General features: G+C 61.4%; 20 protein-coding genes. 19 read left to right on the top strand and 1 reads right to left on the bottom strand.

The window, feature by feature from the left end:
* Positions 1 to 29 precede the first annotated feature (29 nt).
* The 10 genes from WDZ78_RS01170 to WDZ78_RS01125 are packed head-to-tail and all read left to right on the top strand — an operon-like array spanning position 30 to position 10,932.
* Entirely contained in the window at positions 30 to 1,082 is a 1,053-nt protein-coding gene (locus WDZ78_RS01170) for a Gfo/Idh/MocA family protein (RefSeq protein WP_425672076.1), read from the top strand.
* Positions 1,075 to 2,091, top strand: coding sequence for a Gfo/Idh/MocA family protein (locus tag WDZ78_RS01165; protein ID WP_425672075.1), 1,017 nt, complete (start codon positions 1,075 to 1,077; stop codon positions 2,089 to 2,091). Before WDZ78_RS01170 ends, WDZ78_RS01165 begins: the two co-directional genes overlap by 8 nt.
* Positions 2,088 to 3,161 carry a Gfo/Idh/MocA family protein gene (locus WDZ78_RS01160; RefSeq protein WP_425672074.1) on the top strand — a complete coding sequence of 358 codons (1,074 nt, stop codon included), beginning with the start codon at positions 2,088 to 2,090 and terminating at the stop codon, positions 3,159 to 3,161. Before WDZ78_RS01165 ends, WDZ78_RS01160 begins: the two co-directional genes overlap by 4 nt.
* 21 nt (positions 3,162 to 3,182) lie before the next feature.
* Positions 3,183 to 4,454, top strand: a complete 1,272-nt coding sequence (locus WDZ78_RS01155; RefSeq protein ID WP_080866878.1) for an ABC transporter substrate-binding protein — start codon at positions 3,183 to 3,185, stop codon at positions 4,452 to 4,454.
* Between the two features lie 57 nt (positions 4,455 to 4,511).
* Positions 4,512 to 5,480, top strand: coding sequence for a carbohydrate ABC transporter permease (locus tag WDZ78_RS01150; RefSeq protein WP_020011947.1), 969 nt, complete (start codon positions 4,512 to 4,514; stop codon positions 5,478 to 5,480).
* The gene (locus tag WDZ78_RS01145; RefSeq protein WP_020011946.1) at positions 5,473 to 6,516 is read left to right on the top strand and encodes a carbohydrate ABC transporter permease; all 1,044 of its coding nucleotides are present in this window, start codon (positions 5,473 to 5,475) and stop codon (positions 6,514 to 6,516) included. The genes WDZ78_RS01150 and WDZ78_RS01145 overlap by 8 nt, the downstream gene beginning before the upstream one ends.
* Before the next feature lie 22 nt (positions 6,517 to 6,538).
* On the top strand, positions 6,539 to 7,618 hold the full coding sequence (locus WDZ78_RS01140) for an ABC transporter ATP-binding protein (protein ID WP_026372504.1): 1,080 nt from the start codon (positions 6,539 to 6,541) through the stop codon (positions 7,616 to 7,618).
* A gap of 37 nt (positions 7,619 to 7,655) precedes the next feature.
* Positions 7,656 to 9,380 (top strand): L-arabinonate dehydratase, encoded by a 1,725-nt coding sequence (araD, locus tag WDZ78_RS01135; protein WP_425672073.1) that lies wholly within the window; start codon positions 7,656 to 7,658, stop codon positions 9,378 to 9,380.
* Positions 9,381 to 9,389: 9 nt separating this feature from the next.
* A complete protein-coding gene (locus WDZ78_RS01130) occupies positions 9,390 to 10,187 on the top strand; it encodes an NAD-dependent epimerase/dehydratase family protein (protein ID WP_020011943.1) in 798 nt (265 codons plus the stop codon).
* 34 nt (positions 10,188 to 10,221) lie between these two features.
* Positions 10,222 to 10,932, top strand: coding sequence for a ribonuclease activity regulator RraA (locus WDZ78_RS01125; RefSeq protein WP_020011942.1), 711 nt, complete (start codon positions 10,222 to 10,224; stop codon positions 10,930 to 10,932).
* Between the two features lie 3 nt (positions 10,933 to 10,935).
* On the opposite strand, the gene WDZ78_RS01120 is transcribed toward WDZ78_RS01125, so the two are convergent.
* Positions 10,936 to 13,287 (bottom strand): response regulator transcription factor, encoded by a 2,352-nt coding sequence (locus tag WDZ78_RS01120; RefSeq protein ID WP_425672072.1) that lies wholly within the window; start codon positions 13,285 to 13,287, stop codon positions 10,936 to 10,938.
* Between the two features lie 136 nt (positions 13,288 to 13,423).
* Here WDZ78_RS01120 and WDZ78_RS01115 point away from each other — a divergent pair, with 136 nt between their 5' ends.
* The 9 genes from WDZ78_RS01115 to WDZ78_RS01075 all read left to right on the top strand — a co-directional run bounded on the left by WDZ78_RS01115 (position 13,424) and on the right by WDZ78_RS01075 (position 25,042).
* Positions 13,424 to 14,452, top strand: a complete 1,029-nt coding sequence (locus WDZ78_RS01115) for an ABC transporter permease (protein ID WP_425672071.1) — start codon at positions 13,424 to 13,426, stop codon at positions 14,450 to 14,452.
* Positions 14,452 to 15,333 carry an ABC transporter permease gene (locus tag WDZ78_RS01110; protein ID WP_425672070.1) on the top strand — a complete coding sequence of 294 codons (882 nt, stop codon included), beginning with the start codon at positions 14,452 to 14,454 and terminating at the stop codon, positions 15,331 to 15,333. The genes WDZ78_RS01115 and WDZ78_RS01110 overlap by 1 nt, the downstream gene beginning before the upstream one ends.
* A 4-nt stretch (positions 15,334 to 15,337) precedes the next feature.
* On the top strand, positions 15,338 to 16,984 hold the full coding sequence (gene nikE / locus WDZ78_RS01105) for a nickel ABC transporter ATP-binding protein NikE (RefSeq protein WP_425672069.1): 1,647 nt from the start codon (positions 15,338 to 15,340) through the stop codon (positions 16,982 to 16,984).
* A 17-nt stretch (positions 16,985 to 17,001) separates the two neighbouring features.
* Positions 17,002 to 18,558 carry a hydantoinase/oxoprolinase N-terminal domain-containing protein gene (locus WDZ78_RS01100; RefSeq protein ID WP_425672068.1) on the top strand — a complete coding sequence of 519 codons (1,557 nt, stop codon included), beginning with the start codon at positions 17,002 to 17,004 and terminating at the stop codon, positions 18,556 to 18,558.
* Positions 18,551 to 19,684 (top strand): DUF917 domain-containing protein, encoded by a 1,134-nt coding sequence (locus WDZ78_RS01095; protein ID WP_003500509.1) that lies wholly within the window; start codon positions 18,551 to 18,553, stop codon positions 19,682 to 19,684. Before WDZ78_RS01100 ends, WDZ78_RS01095 begins: the two co-directional genes overlap by 8 nt.
* A gap of 42 nt (positions 19,685 to 19,726) precedes the next feature.
* Entirely contained in the window at positions 19,727 to 21,322 is a 1,596-nt protein-coding gene (locus WDZ78_RS01090) for an ABC transporter substrate-binding protein (protein ID WP_425672067.1), read from the top strand.
* A gap of 118 nt (positions 21,323 to 21,440) precedes the next feature.
* Positions 21,441 to 22,517, top strand: a complete 1,077-nt coding sequence (locus WDZ78_RS01085; protein WP_020011935.1) for a DUF917 domain-containing protein — start codon at positions 21,441 to 21,443, stop codon at positions 22,515 to 22,517.
* The gene (locus WDZ78_RS01080; protein ID WP_425672066.1) at positions 22,514 to 24,052 is read left to right on the top strand and encodes a hydantoinase/oxoprolinase N-terminal domain-containing protein; all 1,539 of its coding nucleotides are present in this window, start codon (positions 22,514 to 22,516) and stop codon (positions 24,050 to 24,052) included. Before WDZ78_RS01085 ends, WDZ78_RS01080 begins: the two co-directional genes overlap by 4 nt.
* A gap of 45 nt (positions 24,053 to 24,097) precedes the next feature.
* The gene (locus WDZ78_RS01075; RefSeq protein WP_425672065.1) at positions 24,098 to 25,042 is read left to right on the top strand and encodes an isoaspartyl peptidase/L-asparaginase family protein; all 945 of its coding nucleotides are present in this window, start codon (positions 24,098 to 24,100) and stop codon (positions 25,040 to 25,042) included.
* Positions 25,043 to 25,118 lie beyond the last annotated feature (76 nt).

Raw genomic sequence — 25,118 nt, 5'->3', positions numbered from 1 at the left:
GATTGCGCATTGGGAAGGAGGCTCCCGAAATGCAAAATATCAAGACCTGCGTCATCGTTGGTGCCGGAATGGTGGCGAAGACGCATGTGCTTGCCTGTACGGCAAGCCCTGAGAAAATTCGCCTGAAGGGAATCGTTGATGGCGGTTCCGGCCGCGCCAGGGCATTGGCCGCGGAAGCGTCGAAACACACCGGATATGAAGTCATCGTTTATTCCTCGATCGAGGAAGCGGCGCGTGATGCGGATGTCGATTTCGCCATCATCGCGACGCCGCCCAATGCCCGCATCGATATCGTCGGAAAGCTCGCGAAAGCGGGCAAGCACATCCTGATGGAAAAACCCGTCGCGCGGAATACGCAGGAAGCCGACGGTCTTGTCGCCCTCTGTCGTGACGCGGGCGTCACGCTTGGCATCATCTTCCAGCACCGCATGCGGGCTGCATCGCAGAAAGCCCGTGAGCTTGTCGATGGCGGTGCGCTCGGAGCGCTGGGCCTCTGCGAAATTTCCGTGCCCTGGTGGCGCGCGCAATCCTATTACGACGAACCGGGCCGCGGCACCCTGGAGCGCGATGGCGGCGGCGTTCTGATCTCCCAGGCAATTCATACGATCGATCTGGCGTTGAGCCTCACGGGGCCGGTCGCCCGTGTTCAGGCCATGGCGGCCACGACGCGTTTCCATCGCATGGAAACCGAAGATTACGTTTCTGCCGGTCTGCGCTTCAAGAACGGCGCTGTCGGCTCGCTCGTCGCAAGCACCGCAAGTTTCCCCGGCGCTGCGGAATCGATCCTCCTGCATTTCGACAATGCCAGCCTGCGGCTCGCCTCCGGCCTGTTGCATGTCGACTGGCGTGATGGCCGGCACGAGACTTTCGGCGGCGCGGCCGCCGGCACGGGCGGCGGCGCCGACCCGATGGCTTTCACGCATGAATGGCATCAGGGTGTCTTCGAGGATTTCGCAGACGCCATCTCTTCAGGACGCCCGCCGGTCGTTACCGGTGACGCGGCTCTTTTGTCTCACAGATTGATCGACGCGATCATCAACTCGGCCGACATCGGCAAGGAAGTGGAACTGCAGGATGACTAAATCAATCAAGTTCGTCGCTCTTGGCATAGAGCACCGGCATATTTTCGGCATGGCCCAGAATCTGCGGGACGCTGGCGCGGAATTTGCCGGCTGGTGGACCGAAGGCGAACCCGATGTCGTGGAAGGTTTCGTCAAACGCTTCCCGAATGTGCCGCGTGCGGCATCGAAGGAGGCCCTGCTTGCGGATGGTACCATCGACCTCGTGGTGATTGCCGATATCCCCTCCAAGCGTGCCGACCTCGCCATCGCCGCCATGGAAGCCGGCAAGGATGTCATGTCCGACAAGCCAGGCTGCACCACCTTCGAACAGCTCGATCGCCTTCGCCAGACCGTGGCCAAGACCAAACGCATCTGGACCGTCGATTTCTCCGAGCGTTTTGAAGTTCCGAGCGTGACCAAGGCGGCTGAACTCGTCGCGCAGGGCGCCATCGGCCGCGTCATTCAGACCGTCGGCCTCGGCCCGCATCGTCTGAACCGCCAGATCCGTCCGAAGTGGTTCTTCGAGCGTGAAGCTTACGGCGGCATCATCACCGATATCGCCAGCCATCAGATCGACCAGTTCATGTTCTTTACCGGCTCGACCGAAGTGGAGATCGTGGCTGCCACCGTTGCCAATTATGCCAACCCTGATGATCCGGGCCTGCAGGATTTCGGCGAAGTCGTGCTGCGTGGTGACAAGGGCCACGGCTATATCCGCGTCGATTGGTACACGCCCGATGCGCTGCCGACCTGGGGTGACGGCCGCCTGACGATCCTCGGCACCGAGGGTTACATCGAGCTGCGCAAATATGTCGATGTCGGCAATACGGAAGGCACAGACCGCCTCATTCTCGTGAATGGCGATCGCTGCGAGTATATTGATGCTTCCGGTGCTGGTCTGCCCTATTTCGCCCGTATCTGCGACGATATCCGCAACCGCACGGAAACGGCAATGACGCAGGAACACGTCTTCAAGGTCTGCGACCTTTCGCTTCAGGCACAGGCCAAGGCTGAGGGAGCCTCGAAATGATCGGTGTTGCCATCATTGGCGCCGGCATCGGCGCCCAGCATCTGAGCGGCTATCGGGCGCTGCCCAAACGCTTTGTCGTCAAGGCGATCTGCGATCTCGATCTGGAGCGTGCCCGCTCCGTCGCCGGCGATGATACCTCCATTCGTTTGACCACCGATCTCGATGAGGTTCTGGCCGATGAGAGCATCCAGCTCATCGACGTGTGTCTGCCGCCGCACCTGCATTTCCCTGTCACGCTGAAGGCGCATGCTGCGGGCAAGGATGTGGTCTGCGAAAAGCCGCTGGTCCGCTCGCTGGAGGAGGCCAACGCGCTGATCGACTCTGTCAAGAAGACCGGTCGCGGTGTGTTTCCGGTCTTCCAATATCGTTTCGGACACGCCATGCGGCAGATGCGCGCGCTGATCGATGCCGGTCTTGCGGGCAAGGCCTTTGTCGCAAGCTCGGAAGTCCATTGGAACCGGGGCGCCAGCTATTACGACATTCCGTGGCGCGGTACGTGGAAGGGAGAGTGCGGCGGCGCGATCCTCGGCCACGCCATCCACGCCCATGATCTTCTCTGCCACGTTCTCGGCCCGGTCGACGAAGTTTTCGCCATGGCTGATACGCGCGTCAACAAGATCGAAACCGAAGACTGCGCGGCGCTCAGCTTCCGCATGAAAAGCGGTGCGCTGGCGACGAGCTCGGTCACGCTCGGTGCGGCCGAAGATACCTCGCGTCTTCGCTTCTGCTTTGAAGGGTTCACGGCCGAGAGCGGCACGCTGCCTTACCGCCCGGCTGAAGACACATGGCGTTTCATCGCCCGTGCACCGACCACGCAGGATCAGATCGACGCTGTTCTGGCAACGGTGGCCGATGGCGAAAACGGCTTTGCCGGTTTTGTCGAAGCCATTGCCGACGCGATGGAAGGACGCGGCGGCAAGGAAGTCACAGTTCATGACGGCTTGCAGTCGATCGAACTCGTCACCGCCATCTATCGCTCGGCCAGGGAAGGAAAGCCGGTTCGCCTGTCCGACGCCGCTGAAGGTGAGTGGATCAAGGGCTGGGCCCCGCGCGCATCCGCCAACGCATAATCATCTAAGGGAGGAAACCAGATGACCAGAAAATACAGCATGGCATTGGCGCTCGCTATTGGCGCAGCGTCCTTTGCCGGCGCCGCCCAGGCGGCGCAGGAAGTGCGCTTCACCTGCGCTTATGACGGCAATGGCTGTGAGATCCTCAAGGACATTCTCGCGCGTTATGAAAAGCAGCATCCGGACGTCAAGATCGTCACTGACGTCGTACCCTACAAGGCGCTGCTGGAAGGCCTGCCCGTGCAGCTCGCCGGCGGCAGCGGCCCGGATTTCGCAACCGTAACCGACCTTGGTGGTCTCAACCGCTATTATCTCGATCTTACGCCCTATGTGGACGCGAAATATTGGGAAGACAATTTCTCGAACGTGCTGAAATGGTACCGCAGCGGCCCTGACGACAAGGGCATCTACGGCATGCACACCCAGCTCACCATCACCGGCGCTTTCATCAACCGCACCCTGTTCGATCAGGCCAACGTGGCCGTGCCCGGCAAGGATGCAACGCTGGATGACTGGGCGAAAGCTGCTAGTGCCGTCGCCAAGGCAACCGGTACGCCCTATCCGATGGCCATCGACCGTTCCGGCCACCGCATTGCCGGTCCGGCCATTTCCTATGGCGCAAAGATTTTCGACGCCGATGGTAAGCCCATTCTCGTCGATGAAGGCTTCACGACGTTCGTGAAGAAATTCGTCGAATGGAACAAGGACGGCACCATGGCGCGCGACGTCTGGGCCGGACAGGGCGGCAACACCTATCGTGACGCCGCACAGGAATTCATCAACGGTCAGCTGGTCTATTATTATTCCGGCAGCTGGCAGACCGCGCGTTTCGACAGCCAGGTCGGTGATGCGTTTGACTGGGAAGTCGTGCCGCAGCCCTGTGGCGGCTCTGCCTGCACCGGCATGCCCGGTGGCACCGGCGTTGTCGGCTTCAAGCAGACCAAGAACCCGAAGATCGTTGCTGACATCCTGAACTTCCTTGCTCAGGATGAGAATTATCTCGACTTCACCGTTCGCACCCGCAACGTTCCGGCCCACAAGGCCGTGGCCGACAAGGGTGTGACCTATACCGGTGCGACGCCTGCGACGCAAAAGGCCATGAACGCCTGGCTGGACCAGATCCCCAGCCTCAGCCCGATTGCCTACACCTATCAGGGTTACAAGAACAATCGCGCCATGTTCAACATCTCCGTCCAGCGCATCACGCAGGCCATCGTCGGTGAAAGCACGGTTGATGAAGCCATGGCCCGCGCGAAGACGGACCTTGAGGAAGCGTTGAAACAGGCGAAGTGATCCATCGCCTTCCGGCGCGGTGCATGCCGCGCCGCGCCGGATCGAAGGAGGACCCTCATGTATAAATTTCTTGCGCCCGTGATGGGTATCGTCGAACTGCCCTTTGCCTTCCTTCAGAAGGTTCTCGGCCACCGGCGGATTGCCTGGGTGTTTCTCACACCCAACCTGATCCTGTTCGCGGTCTTCGCCTTTCTGCCGATCGTGCTGAACATGGCCTATTCCGTGACCGGCAGCGAACACATATTGCTTTCCGAACGCCCTGCCGTGGGCGGCGAAAATTTCTCGGTCCTTCTTTCCTGCCAGAACTACCTCGACCCCAATTCCTGTCAGCGCGACCTGTTCTGGCGCTCCGTCTGGAACACGGTTTTCTTCGTGGTGCTGCAGGTGGGTTTCATGGTCGGCTTTTCGCTGATCACGGCCATCGTACTTAACCGCGATATACGGGCGCGGGGGTTCTTCCGTGCCGTCTTCTTCTTCCCCGTGCTGCTGTCACCCGTCGTTGTGGCCTTGATCTGGAAGTGGATTCTCCAGCGTTTCGGCGTTCTCAACGCCGCGATGGAAGGGCTCGGCCTCGGTTCGGTCGACTGGTTGCTCGAAGCCAATCTTGCCTTCGGCTGGTCGGTCTTCCTCTCAGTCTGGGCGCATATGGGCTTTTACACGCTCATTCTTCTGGCCGGTCTGCAGGCGATCCCGCGCGATGTCTATGAGGCGGCGCAACTCGACAAGGCAAGCCCCTGGCGCATCTTCCGGCGCATTACGCTGCCGCTGCTTGCTCCCACCATGCTCGTCGTTCTCGTCCTGTCGCTCATCAAGGGCGTGCAGACCTTCGATGAAGTCTTTGCCTTCACGGGCGGCGGCCCGGGTTCGGCGACCACCTTCATCATTCAGTTTATCTATCAGACCGGCTTTGCCGGGACGCCCCGCAATTTCGGCCTTGCGGCTGCCGCTTCGCTGCTGCTCGCCGTGGTGCTCGTGGTGCTGACCGCCCTGCAATTCCGGGCAAACAGGAGCAAGGTCGATGGCTAGGATTGGCGCATTTCTGACCCGTACGCGCGGCCGTAACGGCAAGCTGCACTGGACCGACTGGCTGTCCTACGCCTATCTCGGCGTGGCCGTGCTGATGATGTTCGGTCCCGTCGTCTGGCTGGTGCTCTCCTCGTTCAAGACGGAAGCCGATCTCCAGCGCTTCCCGCCGCGCCTCCTGCCCTATAGCCAGGAAACGGTGGTGGTGGACGGGCAGGCAGCGCCGCTGCCGGCCTATGTCGACAAGGATGGCCGCAAGTTCGGCATGATCAGGCGCATCGGCCTCGTTGCCCAGGTGGTTGATCCCACAAAGCCCACTGAAGTCCTGAAAATGCAGTTCAACGAACTGAAACCGGCTGAAAAGGTGGCGCTCGCCACGGAAAACTACACCGAGCTTTTCCAGCGCTTCAATTTTCCGCTCTATTTCTGGAACTCGACCTTCATCACGGTGACCTCAACCCTCATCATGCTGATCGTCAATTCCATGGCGGCCTTTGCGCTCTCGAAATACCAGTTCAAGGGCAGGGGCGTGGTGCTGGCGCTGGTTGTCGGCACGCTGATGATCCCGCAGACCGTCGTGCTGGTGCCGCTGTTTCTCATCACCAGCCAGCTGGGCATGATCAACAGTCTCTGGGGCGTCATCATTCCCGGTGCCGCCACCCCGACCGGTGTCTTCCTGCTGCGGCAATATATGCTGACGATCCCGGATGAAATCCTCGATGCCGCCCGCATGGACAAGGCCAGCGAATGGAAGATCTACTGGCGCATCATCCTGCCGCTTTCGGCGCCGGCGCTTGCGGTTCTCGCGATCCTTGCGATCATGTGGCGCTGGAATGACTTCCTCTGGCCGCTGATCGTGCTGACCCGCAACGACAACTTCACCCTGCAGCTGGCGCTCAACTCCTTCCAGGGGGAGATGACGACGGAATGGAGCAACCTACTGGCCATGACGGTGCTGACGCTCGCGCCGATCGCGCTGGTCTTCATGTTCCTGCAAAAATACATCGCCACCGGCATTGCATCGACGGGCGGCAAATAATCCTCAGGGAGGAAACACGACAATGGCAAGTATAGAGCTTCGTCAGGTCAAAAAGACTTATGGTGCCCTCGATGTGATCAAGGGTGTCGATCTCGATATCAAACACGGCGAATTCTGCGTTTTCGTCGGCCCTTCCGGCTGCGGCAAGTCGACCCTGCTGCGCATGATCTCCGGTCTCGAAGAACTGAGCAGCGGCGATATCGTCATCGGCGGTGACGTGGTCAACACCGTGCCGGCCGCGGATCGTGGTCTCGCCATGGTGTTCCAGTCCTATGCCCTCTATCCGCATATGACGGTGCGTGAAAACCTGTCCTTCGGGCTTGAGAATATCGGCACGCCCAAGAAGGACATCGTCGAGAAGATCACCCAGGTGGCCAAGATGCTGCAGATCGACCAGCTTCTTGAGCGTCGCCCGAAGGATCTGTCCGGCGGTCAGCGTCAGCGCGTCGCTATCGGCCGTGCGGTGGTGCGCGAGCCGCGCGTGTTCCTTTTCGATGAGCCTCTTTCCAACCTCGATGCGGAACTGCGCGTCGACATGCGCGGCGAGATTTCCAGCCTGCACCGGCGTCTCGGCAATACCATGATCTATGTGACGCATGATCAGGTGGAAGCCATGACCATGGCCGACAAGATTGCCGTTCTGCGCGCCGGCAAGCTCGAACAGTTCGGGGTGCCGCTTGATCTCTACAATCGCCCGGCCAATCTCTTCGTGGCGGGCTTCATCGGTTCGCCGAAGATGAACTTCTTTGCTGGCGAAGTGACTTCGGATGCAACGCCATCCCTGAAGATCGCGACCGGCGAGTTGATCCCGCTACCGCAGACCGGTTTTGCCTACAAACCCGGTCAGAAAGTGACGCTCGGCATCCGCCCGAACCATGTGCAGGCAGGTGGCGAAGGCGCACTGACCATGTCTGTGCGCACCGCCGAACAGCTGGGCGGCGAATCCTACCTCTACGGTACTCTCGGGGATGGCACCCGGGTGACGCTGCATCTTTCCGGCCAGACCTCGACATCGGCGGACGAAGTCATCCGCCTGTCGGCGCCGCTGGAACACATCCATCTTTTCGATACGACGAGCGGGCTGACGCTCCGGCAGGACTGACAGCTCCAGGCGCAACCCGCAATGCAGGACCATTGACATGACCGATAAAAAACTCCGTTCCGACCGCTGGTTTGCGCCCGACGACCTGCGCAGCTTCGGCCACCGCTCGCGCATGATGCAGCTTGGTTATGCGGAGGAGGATTTCGTCGGCAAACCCGTCATCGGTATCCTCAACACATGGTCGGAGCTCAACACCTGTCATTCGCATTTCCCCGAGCGGGTGAAGGATGTGAAACGCGGCGTGCTGCAGGCTGGGGGCTTCCCCGTCGAAATGCCGTCGCTCTCGGTCGATGAGAGCTTCACCAAGCCGACATCGATGCTCTACCGCAACATGCTGGCGATGGAGACGGAAGAAATGATCCGCTCGCATCCGCTCGACGGCGTGGTGCTGATGGGCGGTTGCGACAAGACGACACCCGGCCTCGTGATGGGTGCGATCTCGGCCGGCGTGCCGATGATCTATCTGCCTGCTGGTCCGATGTTGCGCGGCAATTATGCCGGGAAAGTGCTCGGTTCCGGTTCGGATGCGTGGAAATATTGGGACGAGCGCCGTGCCGGCAACGTCACGGACGAGGAATGGCGCGGCGTGCAGGGTGGCATCGCCCGCTCCGCCGGTGTCTGCATGACCATGGGTACCGCCTCGACCATGACCGCCATCACCGATGCGCTTGGCCTCACCCTGCCGGGAGCCTCCTCCATTCCGGCGGTGGATGCCGAACACCAGCGCATGTCGGCGGGTTGCGGCCGGCGTATCGTGGAGATGGTGGGCGAGGAGCTGACGCCGGACCGTATCCTGACCGCGACCGCGTTTCGCAATGCCGCCATCGTCGCCATGGCGACTGGTTGCTCCACCAATGCCGTCGTGCACCTCATCGCCATGGCGCGCCGCGCCGGCGTGCCGATGACGCTGGATGAGCTGGATGAGCTTGGCCGGGTTACGCCGCTGATCGCCAATGTCCGCCCCTCCGGCAAAGACTATCTGATGGAGGATTTCTATTACGCCGGCGGTCTTCGGGCATTGATGAAGCAGCTGGAAAGCCGTCTCGACTGTTCGGCTCTGACGGTGACCGGCCGCAGCATGGGCGAAAACCTCGAAGGCGCGAAGGTCTACAATGACGACGTTATCCGCTCTCTCGATAACCCCGTCTATGCTGAAGGCTCGCTTGCGGTGCTGCGCGGCAATCTCTGCCCTGACGGCGCCGTCATCAAGCCCGCCGCCTGCGATCCGAAATATCATGTGCACGAGGGCCCGGCGCTGGTCTTTGACAGCTATCCGGAGATGAAAAAGGCGATCGACGACGAAAACCTCGATGTCACACCGGATCATGTGATGGTGCTGCGCAATGCCGGTCCGCTCGGCGGCCCCGGTTTTCCAGAATGGGGCATGCTGCCGATCCCCAAGGCGCTGATCAAGAAGGGCCACCGCGACATGGTGCGCATTTCCGATGCCCGCATGTCCGGCACTTCTTATGGCGCCTGCGTGCTGCATGTCGCGCCGGAGAGCTTCGTCGGCGGCCCGCTCGCGCTCCTGAAAACGGGCGATATCGTGCGCCTCGACCTGCCGCAGCGCCGCCTCGACATGCTGGTCAGCGAAGAGGAAATCGCCCGGCGCCGAGCGGCGTGGCAGGCGCCCGCGCCGCGGTACGAACGCGGTTATGGTTATCTCTTCTCCAAGCATGTCACGCAGGCCGATCAAGGCTGTGACTTCGACTTCCTGCAGACGGATTTCGGCCGCACCGCCGGCGAGCCCGATATTTTCTAAGGGGGCCATATGTTGAAGCGATTGCTCATCACCGGTGCCGGCGGCAAGCTGGGCAGCATGCTGCGCGGACGGCTTGGCCATGTCGCCGAAACCATCCGCCTTTCTGACGTCGTTGATATCGGTTCGCCAGCACCTCACGAGGAACTCGTTCGTTGCGCGCTCGAGGACGGGCAGGCGGTCCATGATCTCGTCAAGGGTTGCGACGGCATCGTCCATCTCGGCGGCGTTTCCGTCGAGAGGGCTTTCGACCCGATTGAGTCTGCCAATTTGCGCGGGGTCTACAATCTCTACGAGGCGGCGCGGCTGAACGGCCTGCCGCGCATTCTTTTCGCCTCCAGCAATCATACGATCGGTTATTATCCGCAGGGCAAACAGCTTGCCCCCGATACCCCCTTTCTGCCTGATGGTCTTTACGGCGTCTCGAAGATTTTCGGCGAGGCGATGGCGAGCCTCTACCATTCCAAATTCGGTCAGGAGACCGCCATCGTCCGGATTGGCTCTTGCGAAGAAAAGCCCTCCAACTGGCGGATGCTGTCGACCTGGCTGAGCTACGGCGACTTCGTTTCGCTGATCGAGGCCACCTTCTGCGCGCCGAAGCTTGGATGCCCGGTCATCTGGGGCGTTTCCGCCAATGATGACAGCTGGTGGGATAATTCCCATGTCGATTTTCTCGGCTGGCAGCGGCGCGATAATGCCGCGCGCTACCGCGCGGAAATCGAGCGCGATGTGCCGCGTCCCGATCCCGAGGCTGCGATCGCAAAATATCAGGGCGGCGTCTTCATAGACGAGCCCATTCACAGGACTTGAAACACATCCATCCGCCCATTGCGAGGAGACAGATATGAACAATGAAACGCGCGAAAAACTGACGACTATTTCCGTCGCCACCCTGGCGACGGCGCTTTACAAGCGCGGCCTGCGCAACCAGGTCATCCAGGGCGTGCGCCCGCTTGGCTACAAGGGCAAGAACATGGTCGGCCCCGCATTTACCCTGCGCTACATGCCGGCCCGCGAAGACCGCAACCAGCTCGTCGAATTCCGCAATCCCGCCCATCCGCAGCGCGTCGCCATCGAAACCTGCCCGCCTGGCCACGTGCTTGTCATGGACAGCCGCAAAGATGCGAGCGCCGCCTCGGCAGGCGATATTCTGGTGACCCGCCTGATGGTTCGCGGCGGTGCGGGCATCGTTTCCGATGGCGGTTTCCGTGATGCGGCCACCATTGCCGAGCTGGATATTCCAGCTTACCACACCCGTCCTTCCAGCCCCACCAACCTGACCAAACACGAGGCTATCGAAATCAACGGCCCGATCGGCTGCGGCGATGCGCCGGTTTTTCCCGGCGACATCATCGTCGGCGACGCGGATTGCGTCATCGTCATTCCGGCGGGCATTGCCGACGAAGTGGCGACCGAGGCGGTGGAAATGACGGCCTATGAGGATTTCGTGGTGGAACAGGTCAAGGCCGGCCAGACGATCATCGGGCTTTACCCCTGCACCAAGGAAGAACATCAGACGGCTTTTGCGGAGTGGCGCAAGAAGAACAACCGCTGAACCTTATAGCCAGCCCAGTGCTTTCGCCGCGCGGATCGCCTCCGCGCGGCGTTTGCAATCCAGCTTTCGGAACAGGTTGCCGAGGTGAAACTTCACCGTCACTTCCGAGATGTTGAGCGTCTGGGCGATCTTCTTGTTCGACATGCCGCTGGCCAGCAGTTGCAGCATCTGCGCTTCCCGCTGCGAAAGCCCGCCATGCAGGGCGCGCGCCTGCGGTGAATTCACCGAGGCGGCGAAAATCGACAGCGCGGTGCGGACATCGGAAGAGGTTTCGATGAAGCTGCGGATGCGGCGATTGTTCAGAAGCGGCGACAGGAACACGCGCTCCTCCGACAGCACGCCGCTGCAGCCAAGGCGGGTTGCCGATTCAAGGGCTGTGAGGATATGGGCGCGGGCGGCGGCATTGTCGCGACGCTGGTGCGCGGCATAGCTCTGCCATATCCTGAGCGCGACTTTCTCGCGGTTGGTGACCTTGGGATTGGCGATCATTGCGTCGATCTGCCGGGAGAGATAGGCGCGCGGCGTGAAAAGATGCACCGCATCGCGCAGCCAGGCCATGACATAGGCGATTTCATCGCGCCGCGTCAGCCGGGAGAGATCGTCATGCGCACTTTCCACCCAGTTGCGGCCCATCGGCATGCGGATCGCGGAAAGGGTCGCAGCCGCATCCGCCCAGCGGTTGGCATTCTGATAGGCGAGAGCCGTCCTGATTTCCATCATCGCGTGGAATTGCAGCCCTTCCGACAGATGAATCCACAAGCCATCGAGAAAGCCCGGACGAACGGTCATCGGAAAATGGTCGATCAAAACCTGCGAAGCATAATGCAGGGCAAACTGCATGAGGCTCGGCCATATCTCGGCCGCAGCAAAATGATCGAATTCATGTTCGACGAAATGCAGGAGATCGCGGGGCTTTCCGGCCTCATAGGCAAGGCAGGCTTCCGCCAGCCGCAGCATCCGGAACTCCTGCACCGCATCATGCGGCACCTGTTCCAGCCGCGCGCGGGCTTCCTGTGCTGCGTGGCGCGCCAGAAGTACATCACCGCTCATCAGCCGCAGCACGATCTGATGCAGGTGGATGAAGAATTCCAGCAGGGGCTGCCCGCCCATCTTGCGCAGATAGATCAGCGCACGGGCAGCAGCCGCCTCCGCCTCGCGGAAATTGCGGCGGCGAATTTCGAACTCCAGCAGCGCATTGTAATAGGCCGCCCACTTGCCGTGATCGTCCATGGGATAATCGGCCATGAACTCGGCGAGACGCGTTATCACCGCGTCATTGGGCGTCAGGTCCTCGGCAATCATCAGGTTCAGCCGGAAGGTGCGGGCGGCAAAGGAAAACCGCGAACCACGGGCGAGCACTTTCAGCGGATCAAGATAGTCCGATCCGAGGCTTTTACCGAGCAGGTGGCGCACGCGCTGCAATTCGCCCTGTTTCAGCAATGCGCGGGTGACGGCAAAGAGCACGGTTTCATTCGTTGCGATCATATCCTGCGAAAACCGCATGATGATCTCGCGAAACCTGTCGACGCTGCTTCGGTAGATCAATTCGCGGCCATGGGCGCGTTCAAGAATTTGCGCGGCATGGGTCTCGTAACCGCGATCGAGCAGCATCGCCATGGCCGCGAGCGCATGCCCCGCCTTTTCAAAAGCCGATGCGACCTCCACCACGGCGCTGCCGGCCTGCAAGGTGGCGAGACGTTCTCGCGCAGCAAGGGTCAGAAGCCGTATCAGGGTGGGGTGATTTTCGGGGCTTCCAGTCAGGAAGGGCGGCAGCAGTTCTGTCCATTCCGCCTCGGGTTCTGCGGAGGGGTTTTCGAGCCAGAACGAAAGCTCAACCGTCTGGGTGGGCGAAAGATGCGGCAGGTAGTTTTCCCGAAGATAGTCGGCACACAGCTTTTCATCCGGATGCCGGGCGAGCGACAGAAAGGCCGGCCATCCTGCATAGTCCTCCAGTACCAGACGCCGCTGTTGAGGGGGGAGGCTTTCGGTTTCATCTCGCCCTAGCACCAGCTTATCCGGGCCGATGGTAAGCGAACCGTGATGCAGGATCTGCCGGGCCAGTCCGCTGATCCGTTGATCCGGGCGGCAGGCAATGACCAAAAAACGCACCGTTTCCAGAATGGCGGCGGGCATGCGCACCGCCCGCGCGAAAACCGGCACGTCCCATAGAAGGCAGTCATTTGCGGCATCATCGCTTCGCGGCTGGTGCGTGCGACATATCTGCGTTCCCAACTCCTTTGCCAGCATTTCCAGCAGCACGCTTTTTCCCGCGCCCGCCGGAGCGCGCAGGAAGATTACGCCGGCGGTTTCGCTGGCGATGCGGCGGCAGAGGCGGGTGCGGGGCAGGAGCGTCATTCACACAGCGATAGGGTATTTAAGCTTGAAAACCTATACTCATCTTTCAAAAAACTATACCTTTCGGCGATTGTTCGAAAGGACATGTGGTGAAAACTTGTGCTCAGGCAACTGATGCACAAGGAACGTTCCAACGATGCAGCAACATCCGCTGGTCGCGATTTTCAACAGGCTCGGCGCTTTCGTGCTGGTCATGATCGCCCTGTCCATCATGATTTTCGTTCTCGCCCGCGTGGTGCCGGGCGATCCCGCCCGCATGGCGCTGGGGCCGGCGGCAACGCAGGAACAGGTGGATGCGCTGCGCGGCGAGATGGGTCTCGATAAACCGCTCGCCGCCCAGTATCTCGACTATATCGGCAATGCCCTGCACGGCGATCTCGGTTTTTCGCTGGTTTCCCAGCGTCCCGTCACCACCGATCTGGCGCAGACCGTTCCCGCGACCGTCGAACTTGTTCTGGTCTCGGTCATCTTCATGTTTGCCGTCGCCATCCCGCTCGGCGTCATCACCGCGCATTATCGCGACCGGCCGCTGGACCATATCGGCCGCATCCTGTCGCTCACAGGCGTGACGATCCCGAGCTTTCTCTTTGCGATCACGCTGCAATTGCTCGCCGCCCGCTTTCTCTCCGGCTGGCCGATCATCGGCAGGCTCGATCACTCGCTCGGCTGGCAGGGCGGCCCGACGGGCTTCATCCTGATCGACGGGACGCTTGCCGGACGGTTCGATGTGGTGCTGGATGCGCTGAAGCACCTTGCGCTGCCGGCCTTTGCGCTTTCCATGGCCGGCATCGGCCAGATCACCCGCATCACGCGTTCCTCGATGATCGAGAACCAGCGCAAGGATCACGTGCTCACCCTGCAAAGCTTCGGCGTGCCGGAGCGGGTCATCATCTTCCGTTATCTCTTGAAGCTCTCCTCCATCGCGCCGCTGACGATCATGGGGCTCGAATTCGCCTCGCTGATCGGCAATGCCTTCGTGATCGAAATGGTCTTCGCCTGGGGCGGCTTCGCTTCCTACGGGCTGAACGCCATCCTGCAGAAAGACCTCAATGCCGTGACCGCCGTGGTGCTGGTGGCCGGCCTGTTCTTCATCGTTGCGAACCTGATCGTGGATGTCCTGATCTCGATCATCGACCCGCGCCTGCGCCGCAAGGAGGCTCGCTGATGGCTGATATGAAAATGCTCGAACCCACCGATCGGGGCCTAAGCGCCGGTTACATGATGTGGTATCGCTTCAGCCGCAACCCGGCGGCGGTCATCGGCTCGCTGATCCTCCTGTCGGTCCTGATTCTGGCGATCTTTGCGCCCTGGCTCACGCCCTATCCCAAACATATCGGCGCTGTCGTCGATTTCCGTGCCCGCCACATGCCGCCGGATCTGGAGCACTGGTTCGGCACGGACAAGGCCGGACGCGACATTTTCTCCCGCACCATCTTCGGGCTCAGGGTCTCACTTCTTCTCGTCATCGGCGTGCTCGGCATTTCGGTCCCGGTCGGCACGGTGCTTGGCCTGGTCGCCGGGTATTTCGGTGGCTGGACTGAAAAAATCATCAGCGGCCTGACGAATGTAATGCTGGCCATGCCGCCGCTCGTCATGGCGCTGGCGGTCTCCAACCTGCTGGAACCCACCTTGATGAACGCCATGATCGCGATCACGCTGCTATGGTGGACCTGGCACGCGCGGCTGATCTATTCGGTGTCGAAGTCCATCGCCTCTGAAGACTACATCGAAGCCGCGCGTCTTGCCGGCGCCGGGCCGCTGCACATCCTCTTCCGCGAAATCCTGCCCAATTGCGTCTCGGTCATATCCGTCAAGACGACGCTGGATGCGGCTTTCGTCATCCTCTTCGGCGCGACGCTGAGCTTCCTCGGTTTTGGCGTCAAGCCGCCGACCCCCGATCTCGGATCGATGGTTGCCGACGGGCGCCAGTTCATGCCGGATTTCTGGTGGGAAGTCCTCTGCCCCGGTGCGGCCGTGCTTTACGTGACGCTGGGTTTCAATCTGCTGGGCGACGGCCTGCGTGACATGTTCGACGTGGAAAGCTAAAGCCATGACTGAACCGCTTCTCAAGGTCGAAAATCTCAACGTCACCTTCACCAATTATGGCCGCACGCGCCAGGTGTTGCGCGATGTCGCCTTTACGGTCGCCGCTGGTGAGCGCGTGGCGCTGATCGGTGAAACCGGATCGGGTAAATCCGTCACCGCCAAGGCGATCATCGGCACTTTGCCGAAGAATACCTCGATCACCTCCGGTGCGATCGTGATCGATGGCCGGGATGTGCTTGCCCTGCCGCGCAGGGAACGGGAGGCGCTGAAGGGCACGGCATTTTCGCTGATCATGCAGGACCCGCTTTCCTCCTTCAATCCGGTCTTCAAGATCGGCACGCATCTGGACGATGTCATGCGCTTTGCCGACAAGCGCGACGGCATCAACTCGTCCAAGGCGGAGCGTCGCACCCGTATCGCAGCGGTTTTGCGCCGCGTGCAGCTAGGCGATACCGAGAGGGTCATGAATGCCTATCCGTCCGAGCTTTCGGGCGGCATGCGCCAGCGCGTGCTGATCGGACTTGCGCTGCTGCACCAGCCGAAGCTCCTGATCGCGGACGAGCCCGGCACGGCGCTCGACGTCACCACACAGGATGAAATTCTCAATCTCATCAACCAGCTGGTTGCCGAAGAAAACATGGCGCTGCTGATGATAACCCACAATCTCGGCGTCGTGCGCAAGGTGGCGGACAGGGTCGTGGTGATGCACCATGGCGATATCGTCGAGACCGGTCCCTGCACGCAAATCCTGCATGCTCCCGCTGCGGATTATACGCGGTCGCTGCTGGATGCGGTGCCGCCGCTCTACGGTCCGCGCGTTACCGATCTGGCGCAGAGCACGCGCTCGCCGATCGTTACCATCGAGGGCCTGAACAAGATTTACGGCAGACGCAACGGTTACCACGCCGTGCGCGATGTGAACCTGACGCTGAAGGACGGCGAAATTTTCGGTCTTGCGGGCGAGTCCGGTTCTGGAAAAACCTCGGTCGCCCGGATGATCATGGGACTTTCTCGCCCGACCTCCGGCAATCTTGTCATCGACGCCCCGGCGCCTGAGCGCGGCAAGCGGCTGACGCAGATCGTCTATCAAAATCCGGGCACTTCCCTCAATCCGAAGCGCACCGTCAGGCAGACGCTGACCCTGCCGCTGAAATCCATCGGCATGGATGGGCCTGCGCGTGAAAGCCGTATGCAGGAACTGATGGGGCTGGTGCGGTTGCCGCAGTCCTATCTCGGCAAATACCCTCATGAACTCTCGGGCGGCCAGAAGCAGCGCGTGGCGATTGCCCGCGCGCTGGCTGCCGAGCCGAAAATCCTCATCCTCGACGAGCCGACGGCCGCGCTTGATGTCTCCGTGCAGAAGACCGTTATCGACCTTCTGCTGCAGCTGCGGGAGGAGCTTGGCCTGACCTATCTGATGATCTCGCACGACCTGTCGCTGATGCGCAATTTCTGCTCGCGCATCGCCATCATGCTGCGTGGCGAGATCGTCGAGGAAGGGGTGACGTCTGCGGTTTTCGCCGAGCCGAAGCATCCCTACACCCGCGCCCTTATCGCGGCGATCCCCGTCGTCACCGACGAGGAAGAGCGTCTGAAACCCACCGTGACCGAGGAAGAGCGCATGCGTTTCCTCGTAAAAACGACCGATTGATAAAAGAGGAGCCTGACGTGTATCGCGTTGGAATTGACGTCGGCGGCACGAATACCGATGCCGTTGTGTTACAGGATAAAACCGTTCTGGCGGGGGTGAAGGCCTCCACAACAGAGGATGTGACGTCCGGTGTCATCGAAGCCCTTGAAAAGGTGATCGAGGCGTCGGGCATCGACAGGGCGCGCATCGGCGCCGTGATGATCGGCACCACGCATTTCACCAATGCGGTGATCGAGCGGCGGCATATGGACGAGGTCGCCGCCATCCGGCTCGGCCTGCCGTCGGGCGCTGGTTTGCCGCCCATGGTCGACTGGCCGGATGATCTGAGAGAAATCGTCGGCAACCATGGGTATCAGGTCCGGGGCGGATATGAATTCGACGGTCGAGAAATCTCAGCCCTTGATGAGGACGAAATCGTCCGCATCGCCGCCGATATCCGCGCCAAGGGCTTGAAGGCTGCCGCCGTCACCTGCGTTTTCAGCGGCATCAATGATGCGATGGAAGTGCGGGCGAAAGAGATCCTTCAGGAGCGCTGCCCCGGCCTGCCGGTGGTCATGTCCAAGGACATCGGCCGGCATGGCCTGCTCGCCCGCGAGAGTGCGGCGATCATGAACGCCAGCCTCCTGTCTCTCGCTGACCGCACCGTCGCCGCTTTCGGCGAGGCGCTGAAGGCAGCGGGGATTACCTGCCCGTTCTACATCACCCAGAACGACGGTACGCTGATGGCGGCGGATGTGGTGCGCGGCTTCCCCGTGCTCACCTTCGCTTCCGGCCCGACGAACTCCATGCGCGGCGCCGCCTTCCTCACCGGCCTCAAGGACGCCGTGGTCGTGGATGTCGGCGGCACCACCTCCGATGTCGGGTCGCTGTCGCATGGCTTCCCGCGCCAGGCGTCCACGACCGTGGATATTGGCGGCGTGCGTACCAATTTCCGCATGCCTGACGTCTTCTCCATCGGTCTTGGCGGCGGGTCGCTGGTCGTCAATGGCGACCATGGCCTGACCGTCGGACCGAAATCCGTCGGTTACCGTGTTCGTCGCGAAGCGCTCTGCTTCGGTGGCTCGACCCTGACGGCGACCGATATCGCCGTTGCGTCCGGCAAGGCGGATGTCGGCGAAAAGGCGCTGGTTTCCAGCCTCGACAAAAAGCTTGTGGATGCGGCTGTCGACAAGATCAACGACATGCTCGAGTCCTGTGTGGAACGCAGCCGCATCTCGTCATCGCCGGTGCCGGTAATCGCCGTTGGCGGCGGTTCCATTCTGATGCCTGACCGTATCGGTGATCTGGAGGTCATCCGGCCTGAGAATTTCGCGGTGGCGAATGCCGTCGGTGCGGCGATCGCGCAGATCAGCGGCGAGACCGACCGCGTCTTCTCGCTGGTCGAGGGGCGCACGCGTGAGAGCGCGCTTGCAGAGGCCGAGACCGAGGCGCGCGAGAAGGCGATTGCGGCAGGCGCACTGGCCGAAACACTGGAAGTCATCGAGCGCGAGGACATGCCGCTTGCCTATCTGCCCGGCAATGCCACCCGCATTCATGTGAAAGTTGTTGGAGAAATGGGAGCCAATCATGGCTGAGACGCGCAAGCTGAAATATGACGAAGCGGCATTGCGTACGCTGACGCGGGAAGATCTTGACGCGCTGGAAATCGGTGCGGGCATTCTCGGTACGGGCGGCGGCGGCAATCCCTATCTGGGCAAGCTGCTTGCACTCGAGGCCATGAAGGCCGGTTACGAGATGAAGATCCTTGCGACAGACGCCATCGAGCCGGACGCGCTTTGCATGTCCATCGGCGGCATCGGCGCGCCGGTGGTCGGCGTGGAGCGCATCCGCGAGGGCCGCGAAGGCCTGCGTTGCCTGCGCGCCATGGAAGAGCTGATCCGCACGCCGGTCGATGCCATCGTCTGCGAGGAAATCGGCGGCTCGAACTCGATGAACCCGCTGGTGACGGCCGCACTTGGCGGCTTGCCGATCCTCGATTGCGACGGAATGGGCCGGGCATTCCCGGAAATGCAGATGACGACCTTCTCGATCTACGGGCATAGTTCGACGCCATCGGTGATGTGTGATCTGCACGGCAACGCCGTCATCTTCAGCCATGCCGTTTCCGAAGTCTGGCACGAGCGCATGGCGCGCGCCTGCGTCGTTTCGCAGGGCGGTGGCGCGATGCTGGCGACCGCGCCGATGCAGGCTCATTACGTGCACCAATACGGCATTCCGAAAACCTACACCAAGGCGATCGCCATCGGTGAGGCGGTGATCCGCGCCCGCAAGCAGCAGGAAGACCCGATTGCGGCGGTCTGCGCGCTTGAAGGCGGACGACGCATCTTCAATGGCAAGATCACCGATCTGAAGCGTCATTTGCGCGGCGGTTTCGCCGTGGGTGATGTCGAGCTTTCGGGCTTCGACGATTGCTCGGGCCAGACGGCGAGCGTGGCGATCCAGAACGAATTCCTGCTGTTCCGCCGTGACGGCAAGGTGGAAGTGACCGTGCCGGACCTGATCGTCCTGCTCGATGTCGACACCGGTTATCCGATCACCACCGAAGTGCTGCGCTACGGCCAGCGCGTGGCCGTCATCGCCATCCCCTGCCACGATCTTCTGCGCAGCGCCCGCGCTCTCGAGGTCGTTGGACCGGCCGCATTCGGTTACCCGGACATTCCTTTCTCACCGCTGCCCCTCCCGGTCAGCAAGGCTGCCTAACCATAAGCGGGCAAATGACCCGCAATAAAGAGGAGAACGACAATGAAAATGCCAGGACTTTCTTCCCGCCTTGCCGTGCTTGCGCTCGGCACGGCAATCGCGTTGCCGCTTGGTCCTTCCGCTGCTTTTGCGGAAGATAAGGTGTCGGTCGCGGTCAATACCATGCAGATATTCAGTTCGCTCGACCCGGCGAAGGTGACTGACTATACCGGCTACATGGCCATCGTGAACATGTATGACGGCCTGACCACGGTGAACGCCAAGGGCGAAATCGTGCCGCATCTGGCGAAGTCCTGGGATATTTCTGAAGACGGCCTGACCTATACCTTCCATCTTCGCGACGACGCGAAGTTCCAGGACGGCACGGCGGTGAAGGCTGGCGATCTCGTCTGGTCCGTGCAGCGCCTGCTCGGCATCAACAAGGGACCGTCGAACCTCATCGTCGGCGTGCTGAAGCCCGAAAACGTTACCGCGCCTGACGATGCGACGCTCGTCATGAAGATCGAACGTCAGTTCTCGCCCTTCATGGCGGCGACGCCGCTGATGATGGCGCTGAACAAGACGCTGATCGAAGCCAATGCCAAGCCCGAAGACAAATGGGGCGAGGCCTATGTCGGCGAACATTCCGCCGGTTCCGGCCCCTACAAGCTCGTCAGCTACAACCGTTCTGCCGATATGGTCATTGCCCGCAATGCGGACCATTTCCTTGGCTGGACCAAGGGCAAGCCGATCGACGAAGTACGCTTCGTCCAGACGAGCGACGACGCCACCGTGAAGGCGCTGGCTGAAAAGGGCGAACTTGGCCTTTCCTCGCACGGTCTTGGCAACGACACCTATGAATCCATCGGCCGGATGAAGGGCTACAAGCTGATCCAGACCCGCACCGCCGGCGGTTTCGTCATCAAGCTCAACACCAAGGTCTATCCGACCGATGATGTCCACGTTCGTCGCGCCATTGCCTATGCGACGGATTACAAGACGATCCAGGAAGTGATCTATCCCGGTTTCGACATGCAGGGACCGCTCTCCGACGCTTTCAAGGACGCGCATAACAGCGATATCCAGCCCGGCGTCTACGATCTGGAAAAGGCGAAGGAAGAACTGGCGAAGTCGAAATATGCCGGCCAGAAGATCACGCTCGTCAACAGCTATGTCGCTTCGCTGGCCTTCGAGGCGGAAGTGGCACTGCTTTTGCAGTCCAGCCTCGAGCAGATCGGCATTACGCTCGACATCAAGCCGGAGCCGTGGAACCGCATCGTTGAACTGTCCTCCAAGCCTGAAACGACGCCCGCATCGACGCAGGTGAACATCTCGCCCACCTATCCGTCGCCCGATGCGATGTTCTACAACCAGTACCATTCCAAGGCCTCCGGCACCTGGATGTCGATGGAATGGCTGCAGAACGCGGAAATCGACGGGCTTATCGACAAGGTCCGCGCCACCACCGATGTCGGCGAGCAGAACGCCACCTACAAGGAACTGCAGACGAAGATCGCCGATCTCCAGCCGGATGTCTGGGCGGTTGCACCGAACCGCCGTTATGCGGCGAACAAGTGCCTTCAGGGTTACGAGTTCATTCCCATGCAGAGCTGGGACCTGAACTTCTCCAACTTCCATTGGGACTGCAAGGCAGAGTGATTTCCGCCTTATGAAAACCGGCCCCGCCCAAAAAGGCGGGGTTGGCCAGACTTGGAACTTCAAAGGGAAGGAGCATCGCCTGCGGCCGGAAAGGCTGTGGCATGCCCGAGGATGACGCATGATCCAGGAATTTTCCGAAGACGATATCGAACCTCTTGCCACCGGCGCCTGGATTCTGGGAACCGGCGGCGGAGGCAATCCCTATATCTCGACGCTCAATCTGCGCCGTCTTTATGCCGAGGGCAGACGCGTGAAGGTCATGGATCCCATGGCGCTCGCCGATGACGACATGGTTGCCGTCGTCTCCAAGATGGGCGCGCCGCTTGTCGGTCAGGAACGGCTGGGAGACCCCGTTCATCTGGCTCGCGCTGTCGAGGTCATGGAGGATTATCTCGGCAAGCCGTTCCGGGCGATCATGAGCGTTGAAATCGGCGGTTCGAACGCACTGTCGTCTTTCCTCGCCGCCGCCATGCTCGACCGGCCGGTCGTTAATGCCGATGCCATGGGACGCGCCTATCCCGAAGCGCAGATGACGTCCTTCGCCATCGGCAATCTGCCGATGTTTCCGCTGTCGCTGGTCGATGTACGCGACAATGAGGTGATCGTGACGCGCGCGGCTTCATGGAAGTGGATGGAGCGCATCTCGCGCAAGGTCTGTACCGAAGTCGGCTCCACCGCCGCCACCTGCAAGGCGCCGCGCACCGGCAAGGAAGTGAAGGAATGGGGCATTCATTACACCGTCACCAAGGCGACCGAACTCGGGCGCGCGGTGATGGAGGCGCGTGCGCGCCATGACGATCCGGTTCAGGCGGTTCTCGACCATGAGGGCGGCAAGCAGCTGTTCCGTGGTAAGGTGGTGGATGTCGCCCGCGAGACCACCGGCGGCTTCCTGCGCGGCAGCACGACCATTGAAGGTATCGAGGCCGACCGGGGTTCGCGCATGGAGCTGGCCTTCCAGAACGAATGGGCGGTCGCCTTCCGCGATGGCCAGCCGGTCGCCATGACGCCGGATCTGCTTTGCCTTCTCGATACTGTTTCGGGCAGCGCCATCGGCACGGAATCGGTGCGTTATGGCCAGCGTGTCACGGTTGTCGCCCTGCCGGCGCCGGAACTCTTGACGACGCCTGCCGGCATCGCCGCCGTTGGCCCACGCGCCTTCGGTTATGACATTGATTTCAGATCGGTATTCCCATGAAACGCATCGGTATTGACGTTGGCGGCACCAATACGGATGCCGTTCTGATCGATGGAGACGCCATCGTAGCCTCGATCAAGGTTCCGACCACGCAGGATGTCCTGTCCGGCGTGAAGGCGGCATTGAGCCACGTGGCGGGCCATGTCGGCGCGGCGGATCGCCCGATCGACGCGGTGATGATCGGCACGACGCATTTCACCAATGCGGTGGTGGAGCGCGCCCGACTGGAGCGGGTCGCGGCCATCCGCATTGCGTTGCCAACAGGCTCTTCGCTGCCGCCCATGTGCGACTGGCCGAAGGATCTGCACGAGGCCGTCGATCCAATGATCTTCATGGTTCATGGCGGCCATGAATACGACGGCAGCCCGCTGGTGCCGATGATCCCGGATGAAATCCGTGAAGCGGCGATGAAAATCCGCGATGCGGGCATCACTTCCATCGCCATTTCAGCGACCTTCTCGCCGCTGACGACGGAGTGCGAGGTGAGGGCGGCGGAGATTGTCCGTTCGGTCATTCCCGACGCGCGCATCACGCTTTCCCACACGCTCGGACGCATCGGCCTTCTGGAGCGCGAGAACGTCGCACTCCTGAATGCCGCCTTGCAGACGCTTGGCAAGACCACTGTTCAGGCATTTTCGGATGCGCTGCGCGAGGCCGGTGTTAAGGCGCCGTTCTATCTGACCCAGAATGACGGCACCGTGGCGCTCGCGGATGTCGCGGCGGCCAACCCCGTGCACAGCTTCGCCTCCGGCCCGACCAATTCGATGCGCGGCGCTGCTTTCCTCACCGGGCTTTCCGACGCCATGGTGGTGGATGTCGGCGGCACCACCTCCGATATCGGTTGCCTTGTCGGCGGGTTCCCGCGTGAGGCGAACAATATCGTTCATATTGGCGGGGTGCGCACCCTTTTCCGCATGCCCGATCTTCTGCCGATCGCGCTTGGCGGCGGCACCATTGTCGATCCGCAGACAGGCAAGATCGGCCCGCGCTCGGTGGGGTATCGCATCCTGACCGAAGCCCGCGTTTTCGGCGGCGAGACACTGACGACATCGGATATCGCCGTTGCTGCAGGCCTGATCGAGATGGGCGACAGGGATCGTGTGAAGGACCTCGATCCGGCTTTCGTGCAGGCCTCGCTCCAACGTATCCGTGACATGGTGGCCGACAGTTTCGACCAGATGAAGACATCAGCCGAAGACGTGCCGCTGGTTGCGGTCGGCGGCGGCGCATTCCTGATACCGGAGCAGGTGCCGGGCGCATCCGAGGTGCTGCGTGTGGAAAATGCAGGCGTTGCCAATGCGCTGGGTGCTGCGATGGCGCAGGTGTCCGGCGAGGTGGATCAGGTCTTTTCCGGGTTGAGCCGCGACGAGGCCCTTGCGAAAGCCGAGACCGAGGCGCAGAACGCGGCGGTCGCATCCGGCGCGGAGCGGGGAAGCCTCAAGACGCTTGAGGTGGAGGATATTCCGATCGCCTATCTTCCGGGTGGCGCGCGGAGGGTCCGCGTGCGCGTTATCGGCGATATCGCCTTTCATTGATGGCAAGAGGCCCTGCCGATGGCGGGGCGACGAGGGAGTGAGCATATGACGAAGATCGCACTGGCCATTCACGGTGGTTGCGGCGTGATGCCGGAAGACAGCATGACTTCAGAGGAGTGGGCAGCTGCGCGCGACGATCTGGCAGCGGCGCTGCGCGCCGGTTACGGCGTGTTGAAGGCTGGCGGAACCGCGCTTGAAGCGGTCGAGGCGGCGGTCGTCGTCATGGAGGACAGCCCGCATTTTAATGCGGGGCATGGCGCGGCCCTCAATGAGAACGGCATTCACGAACTCGATGCCTCGATCATGGACGGTGCCACACTGGCGGCGGGCGCGATCAGCGCCTCCCGCGCCATTCGCAACCCGGTGAAAGCGGCCCGTGCGCTGATGGCGGATGAACGTGCCGTCTATCTGACGGGTGAGGCGGCTGACCGCTTCGCAAAGGAAAAGGGTCTGACCACTGAGCCTCAATCCTATTTCACCACGCAAAAGCGCCTTGAAGCGCTGGCGGCAATGAAGCGCCATGCCGCCACAGGCACGGAAGCGACGGAAAACGAAAAGCACGGGACGGTCGGCGCGGTGGCGCTTGATGCTGCGGGGCATCTCGCGGCGGCCACTTCGACCGGCGGTTACACCAACAAGCCGGATGGGCGGGTTGGCGACAGCCCGGTGATCGGGGCCGGCACCTATGCGCGTGACGGCGCCTGCGCCGTTTCAGGCACGGGCAAGGGTGAGTTTTTCATCCGCTATGTCGTCGGCCACGAGATCGCGTCCCGCGTTGCCTATCTCGGGCAGGATCTGGAAACCGCCGCCGGCAATCTCGTCCACAAGGATCTGGCGCCTTATGAGATCGGTGCCGGTCTCGTTGCGATCGATGCCGAAGGTGGCATTGCCTCACCTTACAATACCCCCGGCATGTTCCGCGGCTGGGTGACGCCATCAGGAGAGGCATGCGTGGCCACCCACGACAGGATTTATGAGGTGGAATTGTAGCCGGCAACCATACCGGCTACCTGGCGACGCCAAAAAAACGGTGACATCTAGGCTCAACGGCGGCAAAACGTCAGAA

Source organism: Agrobacterium sp. M50-1 (genome assembly GCF_049843495.1).
Classification (GTDB): domain Bacteria; phylum Pseudomonadota; class Alphaproteobacteria; order Rhizobiales; family Rhizobiaceae; genus Agrobacterium; species Agrobacterium radiobacter.
This window is presented reverse-complemented; position numbering and strand designations above follow the sequence as displayed.